Raw genomic sequence first — 25,162 nt, 5'->3', positions numbered from 1 at the left:
TGCGCGCTGCGGGCTTCTTCCTGGCGCTTCCCTTCGGCTTCGTCGGCACCGATCGTTTCCTCTTTATCTGCTTGTGAGATTTAGACTTCCGTGACTTGGCCGATTTCTTTGGCCTGCGGGCCGATGGCTTCTTGGCCATGGTTGGCACCCTCCGAAGGGGGTGGATGGGCCGAAATCGTTGCCTTCGCGGGGCATCCTAACCGCTGTCGGGGCGCCGTTCAAGCGGGGTCATCGATGGGCAGCCGAATCCCGCGCGGACGGCGAGAGTGAAATGCTCTCCCCAACTTCGAGGGGCACGATGGTGGAGCCCAGCGCCCCGACCAGCTCCGCGCGCCAGCGAGGACCAAGGCGCGTGCTCTTGCCGTCGTATGCACCGAGGTGCATGGGCACGACCGACGGCATCCCGAGACCCGCGATCGCGAAGACCGCGTCCTCGGAATGGAGGTGGGCGTTGATGTTGAGGAGCGCGATGTCGGGCCGGTATTTGGATCCGATCGCGGCGATTCCGGGGAAGTAATCCGTATCGCCGCTGTAGTAGATCGTGTTCCTCGGGCCGCGGATGATGTAGCCGAGAGCGCGTCCATCCGAGCGGGCCTTCAGCGAGTGGCGCCCACCGGGGTGATGCGCGGCCACCGCCACGATGGTCCCTCCTGGAAAGTCGAATTCGTCACCGGGCCTCATCACGAGAACGCGGAGTCCCAATCCCGCTACGTACTTGGCCGCCGGCCGGGGACAGAGCACGATCGTCCCTGGCGTGAAGCGGGCGAGTGTTTTCGGATTCAGATGATCCTGGTGCGCGTGCGAGATCAGCACCACCTCGGCCTGATCGAACGACTCTCGGGGTGGGGCCGCGATCAGCCGGCGTCGGATGACGGCATACCTTCGCGCGAACACCGGATCGGTCACGATGCCAAAACCGCCGATGTCGATGTACGCGCAGGCGTGCCCCCAGAACGTGATCGCGTTGCGCGGGGGCTCAGGATAGAGCAAGGGGTCGATCGCAAGTTTGGCGTTGGTGGGTGCGACATATCCCGCTCCGGCCGCGGACACGAGAACCACTGCCAGCCACGAGCGGGACCTCATATGTCCTGCCTTACCCCAGCCGACTGCAAATTCTCCTGGCGAAACAGGGCAAGGCGACCGGCGGGCCGGGATGCATCCATTGACACCGACTCCGATCGAGCATTGAATGAGGCGTCCCACGAAGAAGTGGAGGGCACATGAAGTCGAGCTCCCCTCTCCCCCGGCTCTCGTTCACGCTCTCAATCGTTCTCGTCGCCCATTCGTTCGCAGCGGTCCCCGCAACCGCGGCGATCGACTCCGCGCGGGATCCCGCATTTCCCGGTCCTGCTGCGGCAGAGCTTCCGATCGGCCAGCCCCCGCAGTTTCGATTCGACTGGGGGTCGTTGGGCGGATACGGGTTTCGATCGGAGCGTCCCACGCTGCGCTTTCTGACGGACGTCGAATCAAGATTGGCGCTCCCACACTTCGGTCTCCTGGATCTCGCCGTCGAGGGCACCTATGGACGCATGGACCGCGTATCCCGGGGCACGGTCGGCGCATCCTTGAAATTGCCGGTGCTCCGCTGCGGATTCGAGCATGACTTTCACGACGGAAATTCCTACTTCAAGCTCTCGCTTCAGGGGGCGCCCCGGCGGGGCGGGATACTCGGGCGTGGCGATCGCCTGCGCATCGACTACACCCCAACCCTGAGGCGGCTCGAGGCGGGGATCAAGATGCCGTATCCGTGGCCGCGATACCGGGCCACTCGACCCCGCAACGCTGCGGTGGCGATGCCTCGAGGAACGCTCCCCCGCCCGCTCGCGGTTTCGCCAGCGGCTTGGCCCGCGGCCGAGGTCGCCAACGTGCGCCACGCCATGGTCTGGGTGGACCGGCTCATGACGCCCAACCAGACGCCGCGGAACCCGACGACCAAGAAGGGTCGACGCGCGTTGGAGCTCGCGGCAGCGACGCTCAACGATCATCTGCGCATGCCCGGCCACTCGTTCGCCGCGGAGGATTCGACCTATCACGCGAACCTGCGCGCCGCGTTCTCGATCGCGGCTGGCGGGGATTCGGACCTGGGAGAGGCGCTCGCGTCGGAGGCGCGCCGAGTGCTGCTGCATCGCGTGATCATTCCGAACAACCGCCTTCTCGGCCGCATCAAGAAGCCGGGCGATCTGAGCGGACTCCTGGAGGAGGCGTACGTCGAATTCTCAGCATCGCTGGATCGAGGTGATCTTCGCGTTGGAGCCGCGCAGAGAGATGGGGTCCTCGAGGTCTACCGCCAAGTGCTGGAGCAGCTCGGCGCGGTCGCGCATGCCGCCAGGGATCGCTGGAAGACGTGGCGGCTCGTTTGGCTCCCTCTGAACTATGGCCTTCGCCCAGAGGAATACGACTCCCAGTCCGAGCTGGACGCGGTCATAGGCGATGTTGTGGGGCGGAGCTTCACCTCGGCAAACGACGTCCGGTACGTGCTGAATGAGCAGTTCTACATAGAGCTCCGCCGGTCCATCTTGGAGACGCGGAATTATCACGTCCTGTGGATTCACGACTACAGCGGACGGAATGGAGAGAAGGGCCCTGACCGGATCGCCTGGTCGTTGGCGATCGACGGCTACGTCGGCTCGTTCGTGCGGGCGATCCAAGCCATCGATCGAGGGGAGCGCGAGGAGCTTCCCCACTTCCTCATACTCCTCGACGAGCACTACTTCCGGACGAACGGCTCGCGGGAGGTCGTCTCGTTCCTGGAGCACCTCGGCACCGCGGAAGCGCCGCGATTGTCGGATAAGGATCTCGAGGCACGGGTGCGCACGAGCCTCGAGCGCCTGCGGCGGGCCGTCGAGAGCTCGCCCGCCATGCGGAGCCGGGGCGTGGAATATTTGCGGAGCCGCGTGCGGGTGCAGGTCGCGATCACCAACCCGTTCGACCCGACGTACATCGACGACATGGTCATGCGCGATCACACGAAGCTCGCGTTTCGAGACGTGACCGAGCTCGACCCTGCTTCCGGGGAGGCGATATTCACGGGGCTCGGGGTCGGGGAGCACTACGTCGGCCCGCAATGGGAGGACCGAAGCATGGTTCTCCGCGGGACCGAGGCCGTCCACCTGAAAGCGGAGGCCCGCGAGCTTCTGATCTCTCAGGGCGTACGCCCCGAGGAGATCCCACTCTTCCTTCGCGCGCGACCGTATCCGGCGGAATACGAGGGCATGTGCGACTCGCTGCGGTCCGCGGGATGGACCGCGAGCGTGCTCACCGTCACGAACGGGACGGGATTTCGCTCGAAGCAGGCTTCCGTTCTGAAGGCGACGATTTACAACCTCATGCTGCGAGGCACGGTGATCGTAGCGCCGGACTCGCTCTGGGCGAGCGACTTCTGGGCCGGAATGTTCCTCTCGGCCGCTTTACGTGGCTGCCACGCATTCCCGATCGCGCCCGCCAGCGAGAACGCGCCCAGCAGCGCGCTGCCCACGCTGGGATTGATGCACCAGACGCTGTGGTCGCTGGCGCGCTCGGCGGAGCTGTTGGACGGTGCCATCCGCGATGCCGGAGGCACGCTTCGGGTCGGCCTCTACACCGATGACCGGGACGTGGACGACGTCAGCGCGCTCCTCTACCGCTTGTTCGCTAATGGGTGGCGGAACACTCCCTGCCAGGATCGCGTCGCGTTCGACCCAGCCGCCATTCAGGGGCTGCGCGACGAGTACGGACGGCTCTGCCAAAGCTATCCGGGTCCGGCTCACATCCTCCCGGCTGGAAAGCCCTGCAAGCCGCAGCTTCATATGAAGATGCAGATATTCGCGAATGAGGCGGCGCTCCGATCCCTGAGCAGCGAGGAGTGGGCATTCGCGCTCTCTAGGTACCTCGAGGCGCGTCGGCGTCAGACGCTGGGGGAACCGCCGGATTCCGTCGGTCGAGCCGTCCGGGCGGAGAAAGAGAAGGCCATCTTCCTCTCCACGATCGGATCCCACAACCAGGACCGCCGGAGCCTGTTGCTCGATGGAGAGGACCTGACCGCCGTCGCCGGCGACCAGTGCCTTCCGACCCTGATCGACCTCGGCCTCATCATGGGTACCTGCACGTGGCCCGAGCGGGCGGAGGACCTGCACGCCTACTTTCCCGAAACCAGTGGCCTGCTCCGTAAGCTGAGCCGCTTCTTGCGCGACCTGATCTGAGCTCTACTAGTTCTTCACCCGTGAGTTCGTGAAGACCGCCTCGTCCATCATCGTGGGGGTAGCGACGTTTTCGAAGCGAAGCATGACCGGCTTCCCGGCGAAGCGACGGGCGAGGGACAGCTGGATCGGGCCGATCGAGGTCCAGGACTCCCACGTCGAGCCCTGAGGCGGCGGCTTCTGGCCGGTGAGGACGAACTCCCACCGGTCGATCAGGTGGGTTTTCTGGTTCACGTAGAGCCAATACCGGTCGTGGGGTGTGAGGCCGACATCCGATGCGAACGATAGCTCGAGAACGTCGTAGGTCTCCCCGCCGCCGGCGTCCTGCTGCTCGCGCACGTGTTTCACGCGGGTGCCAGGATCGTGGAGCTTGAACGGCATCATGATCCAGTACGTGTCGTTCACCCACCGCTCGTAGCCGTTCTCGATGATGTTCTTGACGTTGGTGGTGTCGGTCTCGACGATCCCGTCGGTGAACGCCCTGCCCTTCTTGTCGGCCAGATTGAAAATCGCGGTGACGGTCTGCCCCTGATCGTCCGGACCCTCGACGCGGCAGCGGCCGTGCGCTTTATCCCACCAATGCTTGAACCGAGTGACCTCCTTCATGTCCTTCACGACCACGAAATCGAAGCGGAAATAGGGGAGACGATCCCACGTCTGCTGTCCCCCCATCGCGTCGGTGAGGCTCTGGACGACCTCCTTGGATTCGGCGTCCATCTCGCAGGGCGGAGGCGGGCTCTTGGGCTTCGCGGCGGGAGGCGGCGCGGCCTTCTTCGCCGCGGCGGGAGCCGGGCTCTTCTTTGCGACCGGCGGCGCGGCACCGTGCGCGATCGCACCGGCGACCAGGAGAATCAGCGCCGTTCCGGCGAGGAGAATCGCCGACCGGGCGAGCGCGTCACGCTTCCGCGCGCTCACTTCAGGTCCCTCAACGCTTCGATCAGCTTGGATTGATCCGGCAGCTTGCCGATCTCGTGGATCTCGATGTAGCGGACAATTCCCTTCGTGTCGATGACGAACGTCGCGCGCTCCGCGTAGCCCTCTGGGCGCAGGATGCCGTACTGCTTCGCCACCTCGCCGTGGGGATGGAAATCGGAGAGCATCGGGTAGTCGATGCCGCCGAGCTGGTCCGCCCAGGCCTTGTGGGCGGGAACGGAGTCGACGGAGATCCCGAGCACCTGCGTGTTCAGCCCGTCGAAGGTCTGGCGCTCCTTGCTGTATCCGGGCATCTGGATCGAGCAGACGGACGTGAACGCGAGTGGGTGAAAGATCAGGGCCACGTTCTTCTTCCCGAGGAACGAGGAGAGCGTGACCTTGTTGTTTGTGTGGTCGACGAGGGAGAAGTCGGGGGCCTTGTCCCCCACCTTCAGAGTCGCGGTTTGAGCCATCGTGGCTTCCATCTCCTGATCTCCTCTTGGAATTTCACGAGGACCGGGAGCCCGGACCTCTGGTCACTCTGCGTTGACGATGCTTGCCTGCTCGCCCGCGAGACGCTCCAGCGTCTCGGGATCGTTCACGCCCTGCTGGATTTCCTTGGGAATGTAGTCGAGCAGGTATTTGAGCGAGAGCGCTTCCTTGACGAGGGCGCGGGCGACGACCATGCGCTGCACCTGGTTCGTCCCTTCGTAGATCTGGGTGATCTTCGCGTCGCGCATGTATTTTTCGATCGGATAATCGCGCATGTAGCCGTACCCGCCGAAGATCTGGACGGCGTTGGTCGTGACCTCCATGGCGACATCGGTGGCGAAGAGCTTGCACATGGCCGAGAGCTTGGAGACGTTGGGCGCCCCGGTGTCCACCGCCATCGCGGCGACGTAGACCAGATTTCGCGCGGCCTCGACCTTGGTCGCCATGTCCGCGAGCATCGCCTGGATCATCTGGAACGAGGAGATCGGCGCGCCGAACTGCTCGCGGTGTCCCGCGTACACCATGGCGTACTCGAGGGCGCCCTGCGCGAGGCCGACCGCCTGGGCGGCGACGCCGGGTCGCGCCTTGTCGAGCGTCGCCATCGCGTGCTTGAACCCCATGCCCGGCGTTTCGCCGAGGAGATTCTTCTCGGGTACGCGGCAGTTGTCGAAGTGGATCTCGACGACGGGGACGCAGCGGATCCCCATCTTGTCCTCGACCTTGCCGATCCGGAACCCGGGCATCCCCTTCTCGAGCATCAAGGCACTGGTGCGCCTCGATTTCGAGGCGGGATCGGTGACGCAGAAGACGGTGTAGATTTCGGCCGCGCCGCCGTTCGTGTTCCACTTCTTCTCGCCGTTCAGGACGTAGTGGTCGCCCTGTTTCTCCGCCGTCGCGCGAAGGCTCGCGGCGTCGCTCCCGGCGAATTTCTCCGAGAGACCGAAGGAGATGAGCTTCTCCCCCTTCGCGATGGGCGTGAGCCAGCGGTGCTTCTGCTCCTCGGTCCCGCCCACCAGGAGCGGGAACGTGCCGAGCGCGTTCACGGCGTAGAGAACTCCGACGCCGCCGCAGGCCCGCGACAACTCCTCGACGCAGATGCAGAGGTCGAGGACGCCCCCGCCGGAACCGCCGTATTCCTTAGGGATCCAGACGCCGAGAAGCCCGGCCTTTGCGATCGCGTCCTTGATATCCCAGGGGTACTCCTGCGCCTTGTCGTACTTGGCCGCGTTCGGGCGCACGTATTTCTCGGCGACCTCGCGCGCGCGCTGGCGCCACATCAAGTTCTGTTCTGAGAGCAGACCGGACACGGGACCCCCGTGATGAGCGAGTAGGATTCGGACCCGAGAGGGCCGGACGACGCGCGCGGGCCCGAGGGGACGCGGCCTTCAAGGCCGCTCCGGCGCGGGACCTAGCGGAGCCCTGATTATTCCCCATGCCGCGCGCGTTGGCTACCCTGAGTTTTCCGAGGGAGCACGCGGCCCGGCGTCACGAACGGGGATTCGGCCTCGTAGAACCGCCACGGGATCTGGTCCCAGGGCGCGGGCGCGGTATGGCATCCGATCCGCCGCGACACGGCGACGCGCGAGTCGGGGATCGGCTCCCCGGGCTCGATCCAGAGGTCGGGGCCGCGCAGGTCGGTACGGTTCAGCCGCAAGTCGATACCAAAGGCCTGGCAGAGTTTCGCCGGTCCGCTCGCAAGCGCCTGGGGCTTGGCGGCGCCGCGGGACGAAAATCCGCGACCGCGCGCCATCGATTCGAGCCCTCGGAGCGGCTCGGCCGCGCGGATCAGGATCGCGGCGGGGCGACCGGCCGGCTCCGTGACCGCGTTCAGCATGTAGTGCATGCCGTACGTGAGATAGACGTACGCGAAGCCGGGGGGCCCGTAGAGCGGATCGGTGCGCTGCGTGCGTCCGGCGCGGGCGTGGCACGCCTTGTCTTCCTCTCCGACGTACGCCTCCGCCTCCACGATCCGCCCGCACAGCTCCGTTCCCGCGCCGATTTTTCGGACGAGCACGCAGCCCAGGATCTCGCGCGCGACGGTAAGCGTGGGACGCGCGTAGAAGGATCGCGGCAACGGTCGAGGCATTTCAGCATTGTATCGGTTGACCGCCCCGGGGCGCGTTCCTAGAATCCGCGCGTGACGCGCCTCTCGAGCAGGCCGTCCTGACCGCACGTGGGACCCCGGGTCGTTCTCTTCCTCACGGTTTTCATCCATCTCGTTGGGTTCGGGCTCCTCCTTCCGCTTCTTCCCTACTACGCCGAGACGTACGGAGCCACCGGGGTAGCGGTCGGGCTCCTGAACACGTCGTACTCCCTCATGCAGTTCCTCTTCTCGCCGGTCTGGGGCAGGCTCTCCGATCGGATCGGCCGGCGCCCGGTCATCATCGGGAGCCTGGTCGCGACGGCGGTGTCCTACGTCGTCTTCGGGCTGGCGACGTCGCTCCCGGTCCTGTTCGCGTCGCGGATCTTCGCCGGGATCGCGGGCGGCGTCATCCCCACGACGCAGGCCTACGTCGCGGACACCACCACGCCCGCCGGGCGGACGAAGGGGATGGGGCTGATCGGCGCCGCCTTCGGGCTTGGATTCATATTCGGCCCCGCGCTCGGGGGCATTTTGAGCCGCTTCGGCTACTCGGTTCCCGCGTTCGCGGCGGCGGCCCTCGCCTTGATCTCGGCCCTCTTCGCGCTCGTGCTCCTCCCGGAGTCCCTGACGCCGGACAAGCGCGCCGCGGCGGCCGCGCGGCGGCTCTCCCCCCGAGACACCCTCGCGACCCTTCGGCGGCCGGGGCTTCGCCCGGTCTTCCTGCTCTTTTTCATCGGGACACTCTGCTTCTCGGCGCTCGAGGGAACGTTCGCGCTCTTCGGCGAGCACGTCTACCGCATCGGGCCGAGAGACGTCGGATATCTCTTTGCGTTCGTCGGCTCGCTTTCGGCGCTCATGCAGGCGGGCCTCGTCGGGTGGCTCGCGCGGCGCTTCGGCGAGCGAGCGCTCGTCCTCGCGGGATTTGTCCTCATGGGCATGGGGATGGTCTTCGCTGGGACAAGTCCCGCGTTCGGGCTCATGATCGTTGCGATGGGAGCGGTCTCCGTGGGGAATGGGCTCGCGTCGCCGTCTCTGGCAGGGCTCGCGTCGATCTCCTCCAGCCCGGAAGAGCAGGGCTCGATCCTGGGCACCTACCAGTCGCTCGGGAGCCTCGCGCGATCGGCCGGCCCCTTCCTCGGCGGGCTCGCGTTCGACCGTTGGGGTGCGGGGAGCCCGCTTTGGCTCGGCGGGATCGTCGTGGCCCTCGCGTCGCTTCTGGCGCTCCAACTACCTCAACACAAATCCCGCCAACGACTTCCATCCGTTTGACGTAGAGCCGGGGTCCCCTTCCCGCCGCCGCGCCAAACTGCGGCAAGCGTTTGATCGCATTTAGGTTTCGCCCGCGATCGGCCGAAGATTGCTTGGTATGCGGAAAGCGCCGATCTGCTGGTTCATTTTGCTCGCCCTCGGAGTCGCGTCAGGCAGCGCCACAGCCGGCACCATTCGCGGCCAGGTGCGCGTCCCGCCGACCGACAACAGCGGGCTGAGCGCGCCCAACCCGTACCCGGGCCGCGCGTCCTCGTTGGCAAAGCGACCGGTCGCGGCGCGTGGCTCCGTCCTCGACGCGGTCGTCTACGTGGAGGAGGTCGCGCCCTCCGTCGACTCGACCCTCGCCGGCGCGGGCGGCACCCCGGCGATGGAGCAGAAAGATCAGGCGTTCGGACCCCGGGTGCTCGCCGTCCCGGTCGGAGCCACGGTCGCCTTCCCGAACCGCGATCCAATCTTCCATAGCGTGTTCAGCGTCTCCCCGGTGAAGCGATTCGATCTCGGCAAGTACGGACGCGGAAAGTCGAAGAGCGTCAGGTTCACGAAGGCGGGGGTCGTGAACGTCTACTGCGACATCCATTCCGACATGGCCGGGTTCATCCTCGTGGTCCCCAACCACGCGTTCGTCCAGCCCGACGCCGACGGCCGGTTCGCGCTGCCGTCACTCCCGCCGGGGACGTACACCGTGATCGCGTGGCACCCCGATCTCAAGCCGGTGCGCCGCACTGTCCAGATTCCGGAGACCGGCGACGTCACGGTGGATCTGAGCCTCTAGTCATGCGGATTTCGCTACGCGCCAAGATCCTCCTCTTCACGGTGCCGCCCCTCATCGCCCTCGCCGTGGCCACGATTTGGATCGTCAATCGCACGATCTCGACGGAAGTGCACCAGAACATCGAGGACGAGCTGAAGCGGGCCTCGACGCTCTTCGAGGATCTTCTGGCGACGCGGTCGGGACACCTCGCCGTCAACGGCATGGTCATCGTGCAGGACCCGCGGTTCTTCTCCGTCTTGACGCTCCCCGGCTCGCCGCGTGATCCGGAATTCCGAGCCACGGTCGCGGGCGTGGCGAACGCCTTCAATTCGATCACCGAGACCGATCTCTTCGAGGTCTTCGACTCCCGCGGCCGGTCGATCACCAAGACCGGACACGAGGAGTGGGCCGAGCAAGCTCTGGCGCCCTTCATCTCCTCGGCGCTGGCCGGCTCGCAGCGGGCCGGCCTTCTGGCGGGCTCCGAGCACAACTATCAGGTCGCGGCGACCCCGGTCGTGGCCGGCGGCCGCGTCGTGGGCGTGCTCCTCCTCGGAGACCAGGTAGGTAGCGAGCTGGCGGAGGGACTCAAGAGAACGACGCGGAGCGAGGTGACGTTCCTGACCGGCAAGGTGATCACCGCGAGCACGCTCGAGCATCCGCAGGAGCGCGACTCGATTCTCGAGGCGCTCCGCGCTTCGGACCCCAAGGTCGCGACCGAGGGGATGCTCTCGGAGATCCGGGGCAGCGACCACGTCTACGTCACCCTGATCCGCCAGCTCCCGCAATCGGATCCGACAACTCCTCAGTTTTACGCGCTCCAGCGATCCCTCGACGTCGAGACGGCGTTCCTTCGCTCGATGCAGAGCCGCCTCGTGGAGCTGGGTGCGTTGGCGGCGTTCATGGCCCTCCTCGCGGGGCTCCTCATCTCGGAGCGGATCACCTCGCCGGTGCGGCGGCTGGTCCGCGGCGCCGAGGAGATGGAGCGCGGTAATTACGACTTCCCGATCGACGTCGCGGACAAGGACGAGATCGGCTACCTAGCATCGCGATTCCAGGAGATGCGCCAGCGCCTGCGGGCGTACGTAACGAGCCTGGAAGAGGTGGCGCGCTTGAAGACCGAGTTCATCAGCGTCGCCTCCCACGAGCTCCGCACGCCGATGAGCGTCATCCGCGGTTATCACGAGCTCTTCGTTGGGGACATGCTGGGGCCGGTGACGGCGCTGCAGCGCGAGGCGCTCGAGGCGATCGGAAAGAGCGTGACCATGCTCAACCGGATCGCGGACAACGCGACCCGGTTCGCGCAGATCGAGGGTGACCGGCTGGACCTGCGGCCCACCGCCCAGCCGCTCGCCGGCCTGATCCGACGCTCGATGGAGCGCGCCCAGGCCGAAGCGACGGGACGCAAGGTCCAGGTCATCGCGCGGTCCGCGTACGAGGACCTGATCGTCCGCGTGGACCCTGCACGCTTCACCGAGGCCCTCACGAATCTCGTAACGAACGGAATCCGGTTCACTCCGGACGGCGGCTCGGTCGAGATCAAGAGCCGCATCGACGCGGAGAACCTTGTCATCGATGTCGCGGATACCGGAATCGGGATTCCGGAGGAGAGGCAGAAGGATCTCTTCGGCCGCCCACTCATGCTCCGGAATTCCCAGAACCATCACTCTTCCACGACGCTCGAATTCAACTCCGCCGGGCTGGGCCTGGGCCTCTCGATCGCCCAGGGCATCGTGCAGATGCACGGCGGAACGATCGAGGTTCGGAGCGTGGAGGGATCGGGAAGCGTCTTCACCATCCGTCTGCCCATGGCCGACGTCGCAGAAAGGAGAGCCGCGTGAACAGGCTCGATTGGGGTCGTGTGCTGAGATCGGGCTTCGCGCTCTTGGTTGCGGTGGCGGCGGCCGCGTGGACGCCGCTCCGGGCTTCCGCATCCGATGTCCGGGTACGGGGAATCCTGGACCTGGTGCTCGACGACAAGGGTGAAGGAGCCGATGTGAACTACCTGTGGGGCGACAACGCCCTCGACTCCTACCGGCTCCGCCTCTTCGTCGAGTCGGCGGTATCGGATCGCCTCGACGTCTTCACCGAGGCTCTCTACAACGAGGACGTCGGCGTTCTTCCCTTCGGGGCGTACGCCCTTTTCCATCCGTCGCCCGGCCGCGACATGCACGTCATGGCCGGCCTGATCCCATGGCCGATCGGGACGTGGGCGCCGCGCGCGAACTCGAACAAGAATCCGCTGATCGGGTTCCCCTTGGAGTACCAGTACCACACGACCTTGAGCTCGTTTCAGCTGGTCCCCAGCAGGGACGCCCTCATCGCCGACGCCGGCGATGGCGAAGACGGGACGAGCTACGCGTTTGGATCCCAGGGGATGCCGATCGTCTACGATCAGTGGTGGGATTTCGGCGCCGTGTTCCTCGGGAGCGCGCGGCCGGTCGAGTACTCGGTTGGATTCGTGAACGGCGCGCCCTCGTGGCCGAGCCCGGGCCGCGACAACACGCCGGGGAAATCGTTTCTGGGACGGGTCGGGTTGGCGCCGACGCCCGGCATTCGATTCGGCGTCTCCGGGTCGTACGGCCCGTACTTGATCGAGGATGCCGTGAAGAGCTCCCTCCCGCCCGGAAAGGACGCGGCGGACTTCAACCAGGTGCTAGGGATGGCGGACTTCGAATGGTCGGCGGGGCACGCCGAATTGCGCGCCGAGGGATATGCGAATCGGTGGCAGACACCGACGGTGGGCGATCTTCGGGTGCGCGGCGGCTACGGAGAGCTGAAATACACGCTCCCGGCCGGATTCTACGTCGCGGGACGTTACGACATCATGCGGTTCGGCGACGTGAAGGACTCGACCGGCACCGATAGGTCGTGGGACGCGGATGTCGATCGGTTAGAAGTGGGCGTTGGTTACCGGATGATGAAGGGCGTGACGGCCAAGGTGGTCTATCAGCGGAACAAGATCCAGCCGCCCGATCCCGCCGCGGACGCCGAGATCAAGGATATCTACGCCGGCCAGCTATCCGTGATCTTCTAAGCTCGATCGCGCAGGCCGCATCGACCTGCGCGATCGTTATTCCCCCCGCTACCTTCCTCTCGCTACCTTCCGATCGACTTCTTCACGCTCTTCCGGAGCTTCTCGAGACCCTCGGTGATGTTCTCCTTGCTCACGATCAAGGCCGGGCGGAACCGGATCGAGCTCGGGCCGCAGCCGATGATCACCATGCCGTCGTCATACGCGTTCTGGATCACCGTGTCGCGGAGCGATCCGTCGCGCAGGTCGAACGCGCACATGAGGCCCTTGCCGCGGGCGTTCGAGACGTGCTCGGGGTATTCCTTCGCGAGCGATTCCAGTCCCGTCAGGAGCTCGGCGCCGCGCGCCGCCGCGTTCTCAACCAGCCGCTCCTCGACCATGATCTCGAGGTAGCGCTGGGAGCGAACCATGTCGACCAGCGTTCCACCCCAGGTTGAGTTGAGCCGGCTCGAGACATGGAAGACGTTCTCCTCCACGTCGTCGATCCGCGGCCCGCAGATGAATCCGCAGACCTGGGACTTCTTGCCGAAGGCGACCATGTCGGGCTTCACGCCGTAGTGCTCGTGCGCCCAGAACTTCCCGGTCAGCCCGAAGCCGGCCTGCACCTCGTCGAAGATCAGCATCGCCTCGAACTCGTCGGCGATCCGCCGCAATTCCTGGAAAAACTCGGGCCGGAAGTGGTTGTCGCCCCCCTCACCCTGGATCGGTTCGAGGAGGATCGCGGCGATGTCATCCGGGTTTTCGGCGAACGCGCGCTTCATCTGCGCGATCGAGAGAGCCTCGCGCGCCTTGACGTCCTTCAGCCGCGCGTCGTTGAGCGGGAACTCGACCTTCGGGTTGAGGACCCGGGGCCAGTCGAACTTCGGGAAAAGCGACGTCTTCTTCGGCTCGGCCGTGTTGGTGAGGGAGAGCGTGTAGCCCGAGCGTCCATGGAACGACTGCTCGAAGTGGAGCACCAGCGTCCCGCGCTCCTGCCGGTAGCCGCGCGCGAAATTCTTGCGGACCTTCCAGTCGAAGGCAGCCTTGAGCGCGTTTTCGACGCCGAGCGTCCCGCCCGCGATGTAGAAGACGTGAGGCAGGTGGGGGCGCATGGCGTGCTGCGCGAAGGTCTCGACGAACTCGGCCATCTCGGTCGTGTAGACGTCGCTGTTCGAAGGGTTGTGGAGCGCCGCGCGGAGAATTCGGGCCGTGAACTCGGGCGTCTTGATCCCGGGGTGGTTCATCCCGAGCGGGTTCGTCGCGAAGAAGGAGAAGAAGTCGAGGAGCTTCCGGTTGTGCCGGGAGTCATAGAGATAGACTCCCTCGCTCTTGTCCAGATCGAGAACGAACTCGAAACCGTCGGCGAGCATGTACTTGCCGAGGACCTCGTGAACCTTGTCGGGCGTCACCTTGACCGACGTGGTCGTGGCCGTTGGATTCACCGCGTGCTCCTTTCGGGTGGCTTTCGTGTCTCGCGTTTCAGTCGACAGCGACTGCTTCATCCAGCTTGATCCGGTGGTGCTCCTTGGCGGTGGCCAGCACGATCAGCGTCCTCGTCTGCCGCACGCCGCGCACCGTGTTCAGTTTCTCGATCAGGAGGCGGCGAAACGCCGCCATGTCGGCCACCCTCACCTTGAGGAGCAGGGAGAACTCCCCGGTGATGTGGTGGCACTCGAGCACTTCGTCCAGGTGGCTCACGGCCTCGATGAATCCGGCTTCGAACTTTGGCTGCTCGATGAAAACCTCGACGAACGCCGTCACGTCCTGCCCTAGCCGCTTGGGATCGAGGACCGCCACGTAGCCGCGGATGTACCCGGCGCGCTCGAGCTTTCGGATTCGCTCGTTGACCGACGGCGCCGTCAGCCCGACCGACCTCGCGATTTTCGCCTGTGGGATCTTCGCGTCGTCTTGGAGCAACGCGAGGATCTTCCGGTCGATCGGGTCCAACGGCAGCCCATTTACTACTTTGATTCGGCCAGCAGCTTCCATCTCCTTATATTATTCGGCATTCTACCGAGAACATCAACTAATATTTTGAGGTTGGGGCGCGGCGCCCGGCGCCCGTCCCCTTGTGGACGGGCGCATCTAAGAGTAGGCTTGATGGAGCGAACCACCCCATATCGGAGGAGGATCCACCCGCCCTATGAACCGCCCACAAACCGTGAAGCAACTTAGAGATAGCGGCTACACGAACCGAACCGTCAAGCAGGAGATGCGGGCGAACCTGATCGCAGCCATCGAGCGCGGCGAGGACCGCTTCCCCGGAATCGTCGGCTACGACAAGACCGCCCTGCCGCAGATCGAGAACGCGATCATGAGCGGGCACGATTTCATCCTTCTCGGTCTTCGAGGCCAGGCCAAGACGCGGATTCTCCGCTCGCTCCCCCGCTTTCTCGACGAGTGGATCCCGGCGGTCGAGGGGTGCGAGCTCCAGGACGACCCGCTGAATCCGATCTGCCCCGCATGCCAGCGGCGCGCGGCCGAGAGCGGCGGCGAGCTGCCCGTCCGGTGGATCCCACGCGAGGAGCGCTACCGCGAGAAGCTCGCCACGCCCGACGTGACGATCGCCGACCTGATCGGCGACATCGACCCGATCAAGGCGGCGAACAAGCGACTCTCCTATAGCGACCCCGAGGTCATGCACTACGGGATCATTCCGCGCACGAACCGCGGCATCTTCGCCATCAACGAGCTGCCGGACCTTCAGCCGCGCATCCAGGTGGGCCTTCTGAACATTCTCGAAGAGAAGGACATCCAGATTCGCGGATTTCCGATCCGGCTCCCGCTCGATCTTCAGATCGTTTTCTCAGCGAACCCGGAGGACTACACGAACCGCGGGAACATCATCACGCCGCTCCGCGACCGCATCGCCTCGCAGATCATGACCCACTATCCGTACACGGTCGAAGACGCGATGAAGGTGACCGAGCAGGAAGCATGGGTGAAGCGCCCGGACGGGATCGAGGTCCTGATCCCTCCCTACATCCGGGAGCTGGTGGAGCAGGTCGCGATTCAGGCGCGGAAGTCATCGTACGTCGACCAGTCGAGCGGGGTGAGCGTGCGCCTCACGATCGCGCTCATGGAGAATCTCGTCTCGAACGCCGAGCGGCGCGCGATCCGGAGCGGCGAGCGCCGCCTGGCCGTCCGCATCTGCGATCTCCAGAACGGCATCGCTTCGATCACCGGCAAGGTGGAGCTGGTGTACGAGGGCGAGCAGGAAGGCGCCGTCGCGGTCGCGAAGCACCTCGTGGGGAAAGCCGTGAAGGAGGTCTTCGCCAAGTATTTCCCCGACGCCTACAAGGCGAAGGAGAAGAACGAGGGCGCGCCGTCGGAGTACGACCCGATCTTCCGCTGGTTCGCGCAGGGGAAGAAGGTCGAGATCTCGGACGACCTCTCGGCCCGCGATTTCCAGGGCCGGCTCCAGCAGGTGGCAGGCCTCGAGGAGCTGCCGAAGCGGTATCTGCCGGTCAAGGATCCGATCGAGCTGCCCACGGCGATGGAGTTCGTGTTGGAGGCGCTCCACCAGAACTCGATTCTCGCCAAGGAGCGGACCGATACCGCCGCCCTCGCCTATACCGACATGTTCTCGACCATGCTCGGGAAGCCCGAGGAAGCGGAGGACTAGTCGTGGATTTTCGGTATTCGCGCTGGGACGAGAGGCTCACGCAGAATCTCAATTTCCTGCGCCACCTCCTCTCCCTCTACCACCGCCTGCTTCTGATGACCGATGGGAAGGTGGACCAGGCCCTCCGCGCGCTGGAGGAGCTCGGTGAACGCTTCGGCTTCTTCAACGAGAAGTTCACGATCGAGGATTTCAAGAAGCAGCTACGTGAGAAGGACGCCATCCGGGAAGTGAACGGCCGGACGGTGATGACCAAGGCGGGCGAGCGGATGATCCGGAAGGACTCCCTCGACCGTATCTTCGGAGACCTCGCGAAGGATTCGGCGGGCGAGCACCGCGTGCCGCGGACCGGGGCGGGAGGCGAGAAGGTCACCGAGACGCGCCCCTACTCCTTCGGCGATCCGGTCACGGACATCGATTTCCTGTCGAGCGTGCGGAACTCCATGCGGCGGCAGCGCGGCGCTTGGGGCGACGAGGGCCTCGGGCTCACCGAGGACGACCTCGAGGTGTTCGAGTCCGAGCACCTATCATCCTGCGCCACGGTGCTCATGATCGACGTGAGCCATTCGATGATTCTCTACGGAGAGGACCGGATCACGCCCGCCAAGCAGGCGGCCCTTGCGCTGTCGGAGCTGATCTTGACCCGCTATCCCAAGGATTCGCTCTCCGTGGTGTTGTTCGGGGACGACGCGTGGGAGGTGAAGATCCGGGACATTCCCTACGTCTCGGTCGGCCCGTACCACACGAACACGAAGGCCGGCCTCCAGCTCGCGCAGAAAATCCTGGCCCACCAGAAACACGTCAACAAGCAGATCTTCATGATCACGGACGGCAAGCCGTCGGCCATCTTCGAGAACGGGCGCTTCTACAAGAACGCGTTCGGCCTCGACCCCCGCATCGTGAACAAGACGATGGACGAGGCGGTGGCGTGCCGGCGGAAGCGGATCCCGATCACCACGTTCATGGTCACGCAGGACCCCTACCTCGTGCGCTTCGTCGAGCGCTTCACGCAGCTCAACAAGGGGCGCGCATACTTCTCCGATTTAGAGGACCTCGGCTCCTACCTCTTCGTCGACTTCGCGCAGAACAGAAAACGTCGGGTTCAGTAGGGGCGCGGGGCGGGGCGCGCTGAGGGGGGACCGCACGCCGCGCCGCGTGCGGTGGGGGGTGCTGTTGTGCGGGTTTCGCTGCAGCTAGTGAATCACGTAGGACAAACCTGTTTCCACGCTGAGGAGCCGCGCAGCCGTCAGATATTGGTCTTCAGTTAGGAAGGCCTGGCCAAAGCTATGGTGGTAACGACCACCAAATTCCACGGCAAGACGCTGATTGACTCGGGCCGAGAGTCCCACTCCCCAATTAATGCCGAGCTGAGTGCCTGACGAGACGTAGCGCTGGCGGTTGTATCCAGTGGAGTAGAACGTATACACGACTTGAGTTTCGGTCAATTCGTAGACTCCAAATCCGACGCCAAACCGAGGTCGAATCCAACGTCTCGTCGGCGGCTGCAACTCGACCGACATTGTGGTCTGGCGGATCTCATTACGCCTCGGGCTTACCGAGCAGTCACAGTCAACACCGGTAAACTCCGTGACCTGGAACTGATGGTAGGCAAGTCCCAGGGACACTTGCGCCGCTCGTGCCACGCCGTATGAGACCGTAAGACCTGTGCCCCACCCCGCGTGCATGAGGCTCTGATCCTGGACGGCCGGGATAATTGCCCCAAAGGCCCGGATGATCGTGTGGCCGAGGAGCCCGCTTGGACGCGACTCGTCGGTCGGACTCTCTACCTCGGACGACATGGCTGGGCTTGAAACGCAGAGTAGTGCGGAGATTACGAACGCGGACCCGGCCGATCCCGCCGTGTGTGCCATCCCTATCGGACCACGTAGGAAAGTCCTGCCTGGACACTGAGAAGATCCACCTTGTGGCGCGCCGGATTGTCGAAGGATATGTTGTATCGGCCGCCAGCATCGAGCCCGACGCTTTGGCTGAGACGGAATGCGAAACCCGCTCCCCAGTTGAATCCAAGGGTGCCTTGATGCGTGATAAATTCGTCTCTGCGCCCTCTCTCCGAAGCATCCAGGGCGAAGATCGGTGGCGAGTACAGCTCCGAGTCGTAGTAGCCGAGGCCAACCCCGAGCCAGGGTCTCACGAAATCCTTGGAGGGGGAGACGAGCTCTATCGAGGTTGTCACTTGGCGCAACGCGTCCCAATCTTCAGAACTGATGGGGTTGACTCGATGGTAGGCGAATCCGATTGAGATCTGTGCGGCCCGAGCAACTCCGTAAGAGAGGCCGAACCCGGTACCCCACCCTGGACGCCCCCCAAAATCACTTCCCCAGCCGATGGGAACCATAGCCCCATAAGCTCGGATCGTGGTGTGGCCGAGGATTCCCCGGTTTGGTAGCTCGTCCGAAATGCCCTCCAGCTCGGATGACATGGCTTGGCTTGAAACGCAGAGCAGTGCGGAGATTAGGAACGCGGATCTGGCCGATCCCACTTCAATGCCCCCGAGGCGGTGGTCTCGTGCGGACGCGGGCCCTGCCTTGGAAGTGAATCCCAAGCTGGACCTTTCTCCTCCGCCGAACACACCTACTCGGGGCGGGTTCCTAATTATTCAGGGCGGGCCGGGCGGCCCGCCCGAATCGTGCCTCCCCTACAAGACAGCGGCGACGCCGACCTGATACGTGATGAACGGCGTGTCGATGAAGTTGTCCCCGCCGACGTAGTGGAACTTGAGACCGGTCCCGATCATGGTCTTCGCCCCAACCGGGGCGCCGATGCCCGCGCCGAAGTGGAGGCCAAAGTTGTTCTCGCTGACGGAAGCTGTGGTGCCGCCCCCTAGGTCGACGCTCTGGGCCACGTGGTAGAGGCCAATCCCGCCGCTCACCCACGGTCTGATCCCGCTTCTGACGGGAATTTTGTAGTCGACGCTGATCGTGTACGGGGTGATGTTCGCATCCACGTTCGATAGCTGCTCGTGACCGAAGTGGTGATAGGCGACGCCCCAGGAGATGAGGACCTGCTCGCTCACGCCGTATCCGATCGACCCTCCGCCCGAAAATCCGGTCTGATAGCTGCTCCCGAAATTCCCCATCGGGAATGAGGCGCCCCCGTGCAGCCGCAGCACGGCGCGGCCGTCCCAGCTGGGCATCGGGCGTCTGGCCGCGTGGGCCTCACGCGGAGCGCCCGCGACGGCGAGCGAAGCGAGTGCAACGAAGAGAAGCAGAGTCGTGCGTGGTCGCATGGCTTCATTCCTCCCGATCTGCATTCAGGGAACGACATCCAACGGCGGCGGAAGCTTAGCACGCCTTGACGACCGCGAAGGCGCGTGGTCTACTTCGGGCACAAAATCACCCCCTGGGAGTCCGATGGCTCAACCCCTCTCCCCCACCGAACAGACCGACACCGAGGAAGTTCCGATCCCGCTTCACGAGGCATACGCGGCCTGCGAAGCGATCGTTCGGAGCCACTACGAGAATTTCCCCGTCGCGTCGCGGTTCCTCACGCCGGCGCGGAGATCCTCCCTTGCCGCCATTTACGCCTTCGCGCGGCGCGCCGACGATGTCGCCGACGCCTCGGCCCCGCCGCGCGAGCGTCTCGAGGCGATCGATCAGATCGAGGTCGCGCTCCATCGCGCGGTCGACGGCGCTCCGAGCGGACCGATCTTCGTCGCTCTCGCCGATTCGGTGGAGCGATTCCGGCTTCCGGTCGAGCCGCTCCTGGATCTCCTCTCCGCGTTCCGCCAGGACGCTCGAGACGAGACCTTCTCGACGTGGGACGACCTGCTTGCCTACTGCCGTGGCTCGGCGAACACGATCGGGAGGCTCGTGCTGGCCCTCCACGATATCGAGGATGCCGACGCCCTGCGCGAGTCGGACGCCATCTGCACGGCGCTCCAGCTCACGAATTTCTGGCAAGACCTCGGGGGCGACCTGACGCGCGGGCGGCTCTTCCTGCCGCTCGAGGATCTGCGCCGCTTCGGCCTCACGCGCGAGGATCTCGCGCGGCCGGCCCAACGCGGCCTTCTCACGCGCCTCCTCGTCCACGAGTGCAGGGCGACGAACGAGCTCTACGAGCGGGGACGGCCGATCGTGCGGCGCGTTCCCTTTGGCTTGTCGCTCCAGCTGCGCCTGACCATCGCCGGGGGCCGCGCGGTGCTCCGCCAGGTGGAGCGGAGCGGCTGGCGGGTGCTGCGGAACCGCCCCACGCTCGGCGGCCCGGCGCGGGCCCGCATCCTGCTCACCTCGCTCCTGGGGTTCGATGCCTAGCGCGGCCCCGAACGGCAGGCCCACCAATTTCGGGGTCGCGTTCGCCGTTCTTCCTCGCGCGGAGCGAGACGCGATCCGAGCGCTTCACGCCTGGAGCCGCTCGGTGGACGACGGCGTCGACGATGCGGTCGACACGGCGTGCGCCCGCGTATCGATCGAGCGGTGGCGGCGGGAGGTCGACCTCCTCTACGACGGCCGCCCGGAGGAGCCGGCCACGCAGGCGCTCTCTCCCCACGTCGAGCGCTTCGGCATTCCCCGTATCTACCTCGAAGAGCTGGTCACCGGGATCGAAATGGATCTCATTCACGCGCGCTACGGCACGTTCCGCGAGCTCTCGCGGTACTGCTATCGAGTCGCCTCGGTGGTCGGGCTCATCTGCCTGCGAATCTTCGGCGACTACGAGGAGCGCGGGCGCGGATACGCGGTGGACCTCGGCGTTGCCCTGCAGCTCACCAATATCCTACGTGACGTCGGCGTCGATCACGCGCGGGGACGAATCTACCTCCCCGAGGACGAGCTGCGCCAATTCGGATACGGCGAGGATGCTTTGGCCCGCTCCGAGCGGAGCAAGGCGTTTCTCGACCTGATGCAGTTCCAAGCCTCGCGCGTCCGAGCGTTCTTCGCGTCGGCGGAGCGCGAGGTGGCGCGCCTCGACCGGAGGCGTCTTGTGGCCGCCGAAATCATGGCGCGTGTCTATCGCCGCCTCCTCGATCGGATCGAGGCGTCCAAGTTCGACGTCTTTCGCAGCGAGATTCGGGTGCCCAAGCTCGAGCGCGCCTGGATCGCCGCATCGACCGCGCTCGGCGTCTTCGCGGGGCGATGAGCGGTCGTCCCGACGTCATCGTCGTGGGCGCCGGCTTTGCCGGCATCGCGGCCTCGACGGCGCTCGCGGAGCGGGGCGCGCGGGTTCTGGTGCTCGAAGCGCGCCAGCGCCCGGGGGGGCGTGCCTACTCCTGGGTCGACCCCGCGACGGGCGAGGTGCGCGACAACGGCCAGCACGTGCTCGCGTCGTTCTACGACGAGACGGCGCGGCTCCTGAGCCGCCTCGGGACCGGCGACGCGCTCGAAGCCGACCCGACGTTCCGGCTCCACCTCTGGGAGCGCGGGCGCGGAGAATACGACCTCGCGTGCCCCAACCTTCCCCACCCGTTCCACTGGCTGGCCGCTGCCGGCTCCTGCGCGCGGCTCTCCGCCATCGCGCGCGTCGGCGCGCTCACGCTTCACGACCGCGCGCGCGCCTTGATCGCGTCGAACGGAGACGGACGCGCCGTGACGGTCGCGCACTGGCTTCAAGCGGCCCCGGGGAGCGACGACCTGGCGGCCGTGCTCAAGCCGCTCGCGACCGCCGCATTGAATGAGGCGCCCGAGGATGCGTCGGCGCTCCTCTTCGCGCGCGTCCTCGACCGCCTCCTCTCGGTGCCCGCGTCCAAGAGCGGCTTGGCGCTTCCGCGGCGCGCGCTGGGCGACCTCATCGCGGGGTTCGAGGAGTATGTCGAGAGCCGCGGCGGGCAGGTCCGCTACCGCCAGACCGTCCTCGGGGTGCGCGTCGAGGGCGGGCGGGCGCTCGGCCTATCGCTCTTGGGCGGCGAGCGGGTCGAAGCTGGAAGCATCGTCCTCGCGATTCCGCACGAGCGGGCCGGGTGGGTCCTCCGCCCGGAGTACCTCGGGACAACGGCCGCGGTCGTCACGCTCCCGTGGTCGCCGATCGTCTCGACGCTCCAGGTGTACGACCGGCCGATTCTTCCCTCGCGCTTCGTCGGGATGCTCGGAACGAAGACGCAGTGGGCGTTCGATCGCGGCTCGTCCGGCGCCGGGCGCTTCCTGGTGGGGACCGTCCGGAGCGCGGCCTTCGCGGACGTCGATCGGGACGTCGCGACGATCGCGGCCGAGGCCGACAGCGAGCTGCGGGAAGCGTTCAGCGCGGCGCGGGCCGCGCGGCTTCTAGACTCGAGCGTCTACAAGGAGCGCCGCGCCACGATGCGCGCGACCCCGGAAGCGCAGAGGCTGCGTCCCAAGACCAGGACCGCGATCGAGGGCCTCTTCCTCGCGGGCGACTGGACCGACACGGGGCTCCCGCCGACGATCGAGGGGGCCGTCTGGAGCGGGCACCGCGCGGCGGAGCTCGCGTGGGGAGGCCACGCGTGAGGCGCGCTTTGCGGGAGACGGCCCCCCATACCCTCCGCGCGGCGATTCTCCGGTGGTATCTGAAGCATCGCCGGGATCTCCCCTGGCGGAGCACCCAGGACCCCTACGCCATCTGGGTCAGCGAGATCATGCTCCAGCAGACGCGCGTCGAGACGGTGATCCCCTACTATCGCCGGTTTCTCGAGCGATTCCCGAACGTCCGCTCCCTTGCGAAGGCGAGTGAGGCGGACGTCCTCGCCCGGTGGTCGGGGCTAGGCTACTACGGGCGAGCACGGAACCTCCGCGACGCCGCTTCGGTGCTTGTCCGGGAGCACGCGGCACAGCTCCCCGAAGACCCGGCCGCGCTGCGCCGTCTCCCCGGGGTGGGCGAATACACGGCGGCCGCGATCTCGAGCGTCGCGTTCGGCCGGCCGGCCGCAGCAGTGGACGGGAACGTCATCCGGGTACTCGCGCGAATTCATGGACTCCGAGGGCGGCGCGACTCGACCGCTCTCCGCCGCCGGGTGAATGCGATCGCGGAGACCCTCGCGGTGGGGCCGCGCCCCGGCGACTGGACCCAGGCCTTGATGGAGCTGGGCGCGACGGTCTGCCTTCCGCGAGAGCCGCTCTGCGAGCGATGTCCCGCGCGCACTCCTTGCATCGCGCGCCGAAGCGGCCACGCGGATCGCTATCCGGAAGCCGCGCCGGTCGCGTCGCCCAAGCAGGAGCGCCGCGTGATCCTGCTCGCGCGGAGGAACGGCCGACTCCTTCTGATCCCCGACCCTGCCGAAAAGGGTACCGTCTGGACGCTCCCGATGGCGGCGGCCGGGGCCGATGGCGCGCGTGCGGCGCGCTCCCTCGCACGGCGGCACGGGCAGCGGGGCGACCTGCGCGGACCGGTAGCCCAATTTCGGCACCGCACGTTCTCCGCGGACATCTCCTTCGAGGTCTGGGAGAACAAATCGGCAGGCGGCCGCGACCTGGCGCCGCCCGGCCGGTGGGCCGCGCCAAGTGAGATCAGGGAGCTTCCCGTCCGCGCCCCTACTCTCAAAGCGATCAACAAGTTGCGCGGGAAACGCTGATTCCAACGCGGGCCTGAAAGTGGTAAAATAGAGGATGTAGCGCGGTCGCCACCGCTGTGAGAGTCCCCACGAATTCGAGGAGCCCATGCACTCGCCGCGGCCCTTTCCGCCCCCCAGCCGACATTCGCTAGGCGTGATCTGCCTACTCACGCTTGGCCTCTTCGTGGCCCCGGCCGGCGCGATCACCGTCGCACCGGCGCCCCGCTCGATTCCCCTCGCGCTGCGCGCGCCGATCGACCCGACGCTCAAGATCAATCAGCGGTTCCTGTCCGCCGCCGCCAACGGCGCGCAGATGGTCGATCTCTTCATCCAGGGCGATGTCGCGCCTGAAGTGCTCCGCGCGAAGGGCATCGAGGTGAACACGGTAGCGGGAGGATTCCTGACGGCGCGTTGTCCGCTCGGGAAGGTCGATCTGCTCGTGGCCACGCCCGGCATCAGGCGCCTCAAGGTCTCCGAGAGGTGCAAGCTCTACCTCGACCAGAGCGCGGTGGACCTGGGTCTTCCGTCGGTTCGCACCGTACCGCCGCCTGATTTCACCGGACAAACCGGACAGGGCGTTCTGGTCGGGGACGTGGATACCGGGATCGACCTGGCCCATCCCGATTTCAAGAATCCAGACGGCACGACCCGGTTGGTCGCGGTATGGGATCAGACGGTCGCGGGCACGGCGCCGCCTGGATTCACGTACGGCGCCTACTGGACGCAGGCGCAGATCAACGCGGGCCAAGCGACCGAGCTGGACACGAACGGCCACGGCACCCACGTGCTCGGGATCGCCGGGGGAGACGGAAGCGGCACCGGGAACGGCGTCCCCGCGTTCACATACGTCGGCGTCGCGCCCAAGGCCGACCTCATCATGGTCAAGACGGACCTGAGCGACGTGGGGATCGTCGACGGCGTGAACTTCATCTTTCAGCGCGCCGCGGCGCTCGGGAAGAGGGCCGCCGTGAATCTCAGCCTGGGCTCGCAGGACGGGCCCCACGACGGCACGAACGCCTTCGACACGATGGTCAGCGCGCTCACCGGCCCCGGGAAGATCGTCGTCGCGTCCGCCGGGAACGCGCAGGAGGACAACCTCCACGGTCAGCTCACGCTCGGCGGATCGCCGCAGAATATGACGCTGATCGTTCCCAACTACACGAGAAACGCCGGAGCCGGAAACGACTACCTCCTCTTCTCGGGATGGTACGAGGGAGCGGACCAGATCTCGCTCACGATCACGACGCCGCTGGGCACCGTGATCGGTCCCGTCGCGACCGGAACCGAGAGCTTGGGGAACGCCACGTCCGCCGGGTACATCAACATCACGAACGCGACGAGCGCCCCGAGCAACGGGGACCACGAGATCTATATCGAGATCTTCGACGGCTT

General features: G+C 66.0%; 22 protein-coding genes and 1 pseudogene. 12 read left to right on the top strand and 11 right to left on the bottom strand.

Translation table 11 applies throughout. The features are described 5' to 3' along the window. Nucleotides 1-228: 228 nt before the first annotated feature. Complete coding sequence (locus tag E6K79_03315; protein ID TMQ65911.1) at nt 229-1,083, bottom strand: MBL fold metallo-hydrolase; 855 nt, start codon at nt 1,081-1,083, stop codon at nt 229-231. 137 nt (nt 1,084-1,220) lie between these two features. Here E6K79_03315 and E6K79_03310 point away from each other — a divergent pair, with 137 nt between their 5' ends. After that, nucleotides 1,221-4,178 (top strand): hypothetical protein, encoded by a 2,958-nt coding sequence (locus E6K79_03310; protein TMQ65910.1) that lies wholly within the window; start codon nt 1,221-1,223, stop codon nt 4,176-4,178. A gap of 6 nt (nt 4,179-4,184) precedes the next feature. Here the strand turns inward: E6K79_03310 and E6K79_03305 are convergent, their stop codons facing one another. From E6K79_03305 to E6K79_03285, 5 genes are all read right to left on the bottom strand, one after another. Beyond that, entirely contained in the window at nt 4,185-4,790 is a 606-nt protein-coding gene (locus E6K79_03305; GenBank protein ID TMQ65909.1) for a hypothetical protein, read from the bottom strand. Next, the gene (locus E6K79_03300; protein ID TMQ65908.1) at nt 4,787-5,011 is read right to left on the bottom strand and encodes a hypothetical protein; all 225 of its coding nucleotides are present in this window, start codon (nt 5,009-5,011) and stop codon (nt 4,787-4,789) included. The genes E6K79_03305 and E6K79_03300 overlap by 4 nt, the downstream gene beginning before the upstream one ends. Nucleotides 5,012-5,086: 75 nt before the next feature. Then, nucleotides 5,087-5,560: a peroxiredoxin gene (locus tag E6K79_03295; protein ID TMQ65907.1), complete on the bottom strand. Its 474-nt coding sequence runs from the start codon at nt 5,558-5,560 to the stop codon at nt 5,087-5,089. A gap of 63 nt (nt 5,561-5,623) precedes the next feature. Then, nucleotides 5,624-6,886 carry an acyl-CoA dehydrogenase gene (locus E6K79_03290; GenBank protein ID TMQ65906.1) on the bottom strand — a complete coding sequence of 421 codons (1,263 nt, stop codon included), beginning with the start codon at nt 6,884-6,886 and terminating at the stop codon, nt 5,624-5,626. Between the two features lie 116 nt (nt 6,887-7,002). Further along, complete coding sequence (locus E6K79_03285) at nt 7,003-7,665, bottom strand: DNA-3-methyladenine glycosylase (GenBank protein TMQ65905.1); 663 nt, start codon at nt 7,663-7,665, stop codon at nt 7,003-7,005. A gap of 87 nt (nt 7,666-7,752) precedes the next feature. Here E6K79_03285 and E6K79_03280 point away from each other — a divergent pair, with 87 nt between their 5' ends. The 4 genes from E6K79_03280 to E6K79_03265 all read left to right on the top strand — a co-directional run bounded on the left by E6K79_03280 (nt 7,753) and on the right by E6K79_03265 (nt 12,716). After that, complete coding sequence (locus tag E6K79_03280) at nt 7,753-8,931, top strand: MFS transporter (GenBank protein ID TMQ65904.1); 1,179 nt, start codon at nt 7,753-7,755, stop codon at nt 8,929-8,931. 97 nt (nt 8,932-9,028) lie between these two features. After that, nucleotides 9,029-9,703, top strand: a complete 675-nt coding sequence (locus E6K79_03275; protein TMQ65903.1) for a methylamine utilization protein — start codon at nt 9,029-9,031, stop codon at nt 9,701-9,703. A gap of 2 nt (nt 9,704-9,705) precedes the next feature. Next, on the top strand, nt 9,706-11,520 hold the full coding sequence (locus E6K79_03270; protein ID TMQ65902.1) for a HAMP domain-containing histidine kinase: 1,815 nt from the start codon (nt 9,706-9,708) through the stop codon (nt 11,518-11,520). Next, nucleotides 11,517-12,716 (top strand): hypothetical protein, encoded by a 1,200-nt coding sequence (locus tag E6K79_03265; protein TMQ65901.1) that lies wholly within the window; start codon nt 11,517-11,519, stop codon nt 12,714-12,716. Before E6K79_03270 ends, E6K79_03265 begins: the two co-directional genes overlap by 4 nt. 62 nt (nt 12,717-12,778) lie before the next feature. On the opposite strand, the gene E6K79_03260 is transcribed toward E6K79_03265, so the two are convergent. Together E6K79_03260 and E6K79_03255 are read right to left on the bottom strand one after the other, a co-directional pair. Further along, the gene (locus tag E6K79_03260; protein ID TMQ65900.1) at nt 12,779-14,194 is read right to left on the bottom strand and encodes an L-lysine 6-transaminase; all 1,416 of its coding nucleotides are present in this window, start codon (nt 14,192-14,194) and stop codon (nt 12,779-12,781) included. Beyond that, complete coding sequence (locus E6K79_03255; protein ID TMQ65899.1) at nt 14,172-14,681, bottom strand: Lrp/AsnC family transcriptional regulator; 510 nt, start codon at nt 14,679-14,681, stop codon at nt 14,172-14,174. The genes E6K79_03260 and E6K79_03255 overlap by 23 nt, the downstream gene beginning before the upstream one ends. A gap of 154 nt (nt 14,682-14,835) precedes the next feature. Here E6K79_03255 and E6K79_03250 point away from each other — a divergent pair, with 154 nt between their 5' ends. Together E6K79_03250 and E6K79_03245 are read left to right on the top strand one after the other, a co-directional pair. Further along, entirely contained in the window at nt 14,836-16,317 is a 1,482-nt protein-coding gene (locus E6K79_03250) for a magnesium chelatase (protein ID TMQ65898.1), read from the top strand. 2 nt (nt 16,318-16,319) lie between these two features. Continuing rightward, nucleotides 16,320-17,423, top strand: coding sequence for a hypothetical protein (locus E6K79_03245; GenBank protein ID TMQ65897.1), 1,104 nt, complete (start codon nt 16,320-16,322; stop codon nt 17,421-17,423). 84 nt (nt 17,424-17,507) lie between these two features. On the opposite strand, the gene E6K79_03240 is transcribed toward E6K79_03245, so the two are convergent. From E6K79_03240 to E6K79_03230, 3 genes are all read right to left on the bottom strand, one after another. Next, on the bottom strand, nt 17,508-18,185 hold the full coding sequence (locus E6K79_03240; GenBank protein ID TMQ65896.1) for a porin family protein: 678 nt from the start codon (nt 18,183-18,185) through the stop codon (nt 17,508-17,510). A gap of 2 nt (nt 18,186-18,187) precedes the next feature. Then, a complete protein-coding gene (locus E6K79_03235) occupies nt 18,188-18,754 on the bottom strand; it encodes a porin family protein (protein ID TMQ65895.1) in 567 nt (188 codons plus the stop codon). Nucleotides 18,755-18,970: 216 nt separating this feature from the next. Beyond that, nucleotides 18,971-19,585 carry a porin family protein gene (locus E6K79_03230; GenBank protein ID TMQ65894.1) on the bottom strand — a complete coding sequence of 205 codons (615 nt, stop codon included), beginning with the start codon at nt 19,583-19,585 and terminating at the stop codon, nt 18,971-18,973. Here E6K79_03230 and hpnC point away from each other — a divergent pair. From hpnC to E6K79_03205, 5 genes and pseudogenes are all read left to right on the top strand, one after another. Further along, a complete protein-coding gene (hpnC, locus tag E6K79_03225; GenBank protein TMQ65893.1) occupies nt 19,560-20,585 on the top strand; it encodes a squalene synthase HpnC in 1,026 nt (341 codons plus the stop codon). The genes E6K79_03230 and hpnC overlap by 26 nt on opposite strands. Then, complete coding sequence (gene hpnD, locus E6K79_03220; protein TMQ65892.1) at nt 20,578-21,408, top strand: presqualene diphosphate synthase HpnD; 831 nt, start codon at nt 20,578-20,580, stop codon at nt 21,406-21,408. Before hpnC ends, hpnD begins: the two co-directional genes overlap by 8 nt. Continuing rightward, entirely contained in the window at nt 21,405-22,730 is a 1,326-nt protein-coding gene (locus tag E6K79_03215) for an FAD-dependent oxidoreductase (protein TMQ65891.1), read from the top strand. Before hpnD ends, E6K79_03215 begins: the two co-directional genes overlap by 4 nt. Continuing rightward, nucleotides 22,367-23,791 carry an A/G-specific adenine glycosylase gene (gene mutY / locus E6K79_03210; GenBank protein ID TMQ65890.1) on the top strand — a complete coding sequence of 475 codons (1,425 nt, stop codon included), beginning with the start codon at nt 22,367-22,369 and terminating at the stop codon, nt 23,789-23,791. Before E6K79_03215 ends, mutY begins: the two co-directional genes overlap by 364 nt. 85 nt (nt 23,792-23,876) lie before the next feature. Next, nucleotides 23,877-24,932 (top strand): annotated as a pseudogene (locus E6K79_03205) (hypothetical protein). Nucleotides 24,933-25,162: the final 230 nt, after the last annotated feature.

Source organism: Candidatus Eisenbacteria bacterium (genome assembly GCA_005893305.1).
Lineage (GTDB): Bacteria > Eisenbacteria > RBG-16-71-46 > SZUA-252 > SZUA-252 > WS-9.
The sequence above is the reverse complement of the archived record's forward strand: the minus strand, read 5'-3'. Positions and strand labels throughout refer to the sequence as shown.

Coding starts and splice junctions, on each gene's coding strand:
- E6K79_03315 (TMQ65911.1), bottom strand. CDS start 1,083: ATGAGGTCCCGCTCGTGGCTGGCAGTGGTTCTCGTGTCCGCGGCCGGA.
- E6K79_03310 (TMQ65910.1), top strand. CDS start 1,221: ATGAAGTCGAGCTCCCCTCTCCCCCGGCTCTCGTTCACGCTCTCAATC.
- E6K79_03295 (TMQ65907.1), bottom strand. CDS start 5,560: ATGGCTCAAACCGCGACTCTGAAGGTGGGGGACAAGGCCCCCGACTTC.
- E6K79_03285 (TMQ65905.1), bottom strand. CDS start 7,665: ATGCCTCGACCGTTGCCGCGATCCTTCTACGCGCGTCCCACGCTTACC.
- E6K79_03275 (TMQ65903.1), top strand. CDS start 9,029: ATGCGGAAAGCGCCGATCTGCTGGTTCATTTTGCTCGCCCTCGGAGTC.
- E6K79_03270 (TMQ65902.1), top strand. CDS start 9,706: ATGCGGATTTCGCTACGCGCCAAGATCCTCCTCTTCACGGTGCCGCCC.
- E6K79_03260 (TMQ65900.1), bottom strand. CDS start 14,194: ATGAAGCAGTCGCTGTCGACTGAAACGCGAGACACGAAAGCCACCCGA.
- E6K79_03255 (TMQ65899.1), bottom strand. CDS start 14,681: ATGGAAGCTGCTGGCCGAATCAAAGTAGTAAATGGGCTGCCGTTGGAC.
- E6K79_03250 (TMQ65898.1), top strand. CDS start 14,836: ATGAACCGCCCACAAACCGTGAAGCAACTTAGAGATAGCGGCTACACG.
- E6K79_03240 (TMQ65896.1), bottom strand. CDS start 18,185: ATGGCACACACGGCGGGATCGGCCGGGTCCGCGTTCGTAATCTCCGCA.
- E6K79_03235 (TMQ65895.1), bottom strand. CDS start 18,754: ATGTCATCCGAGCTGGAGGGCATTTCGGACGAGCTACCAAACCGGGGA.
- hpnC (TMQ65893.1), top strand. CDS start 19,560: ATGGCTTCATTCCTCCCGATCTGCATTCAGGGAACGACATCCAACGGC.
- E6K79_03230 (TMQ65894.1), bottom strand. CDS start 19,585: ATGCAGATCGGGAGGAATGAAGCCATGCGACCACGCACGACTCTGCTT.
- hpnD (TMQ65892.1), top strand. CDS start 20,578: ATGCCTAGCGCGGCCCCGAACGGCAGGCCCACCAATTTCGGGGTCGCG.
- E6K79_03215 (TMQ65891.1), top strand. CDS start 21,405: ATGAGCGGTCGTCCCGACGTCATCGTCGTGGGCGCCGGCTTTGCCGGC.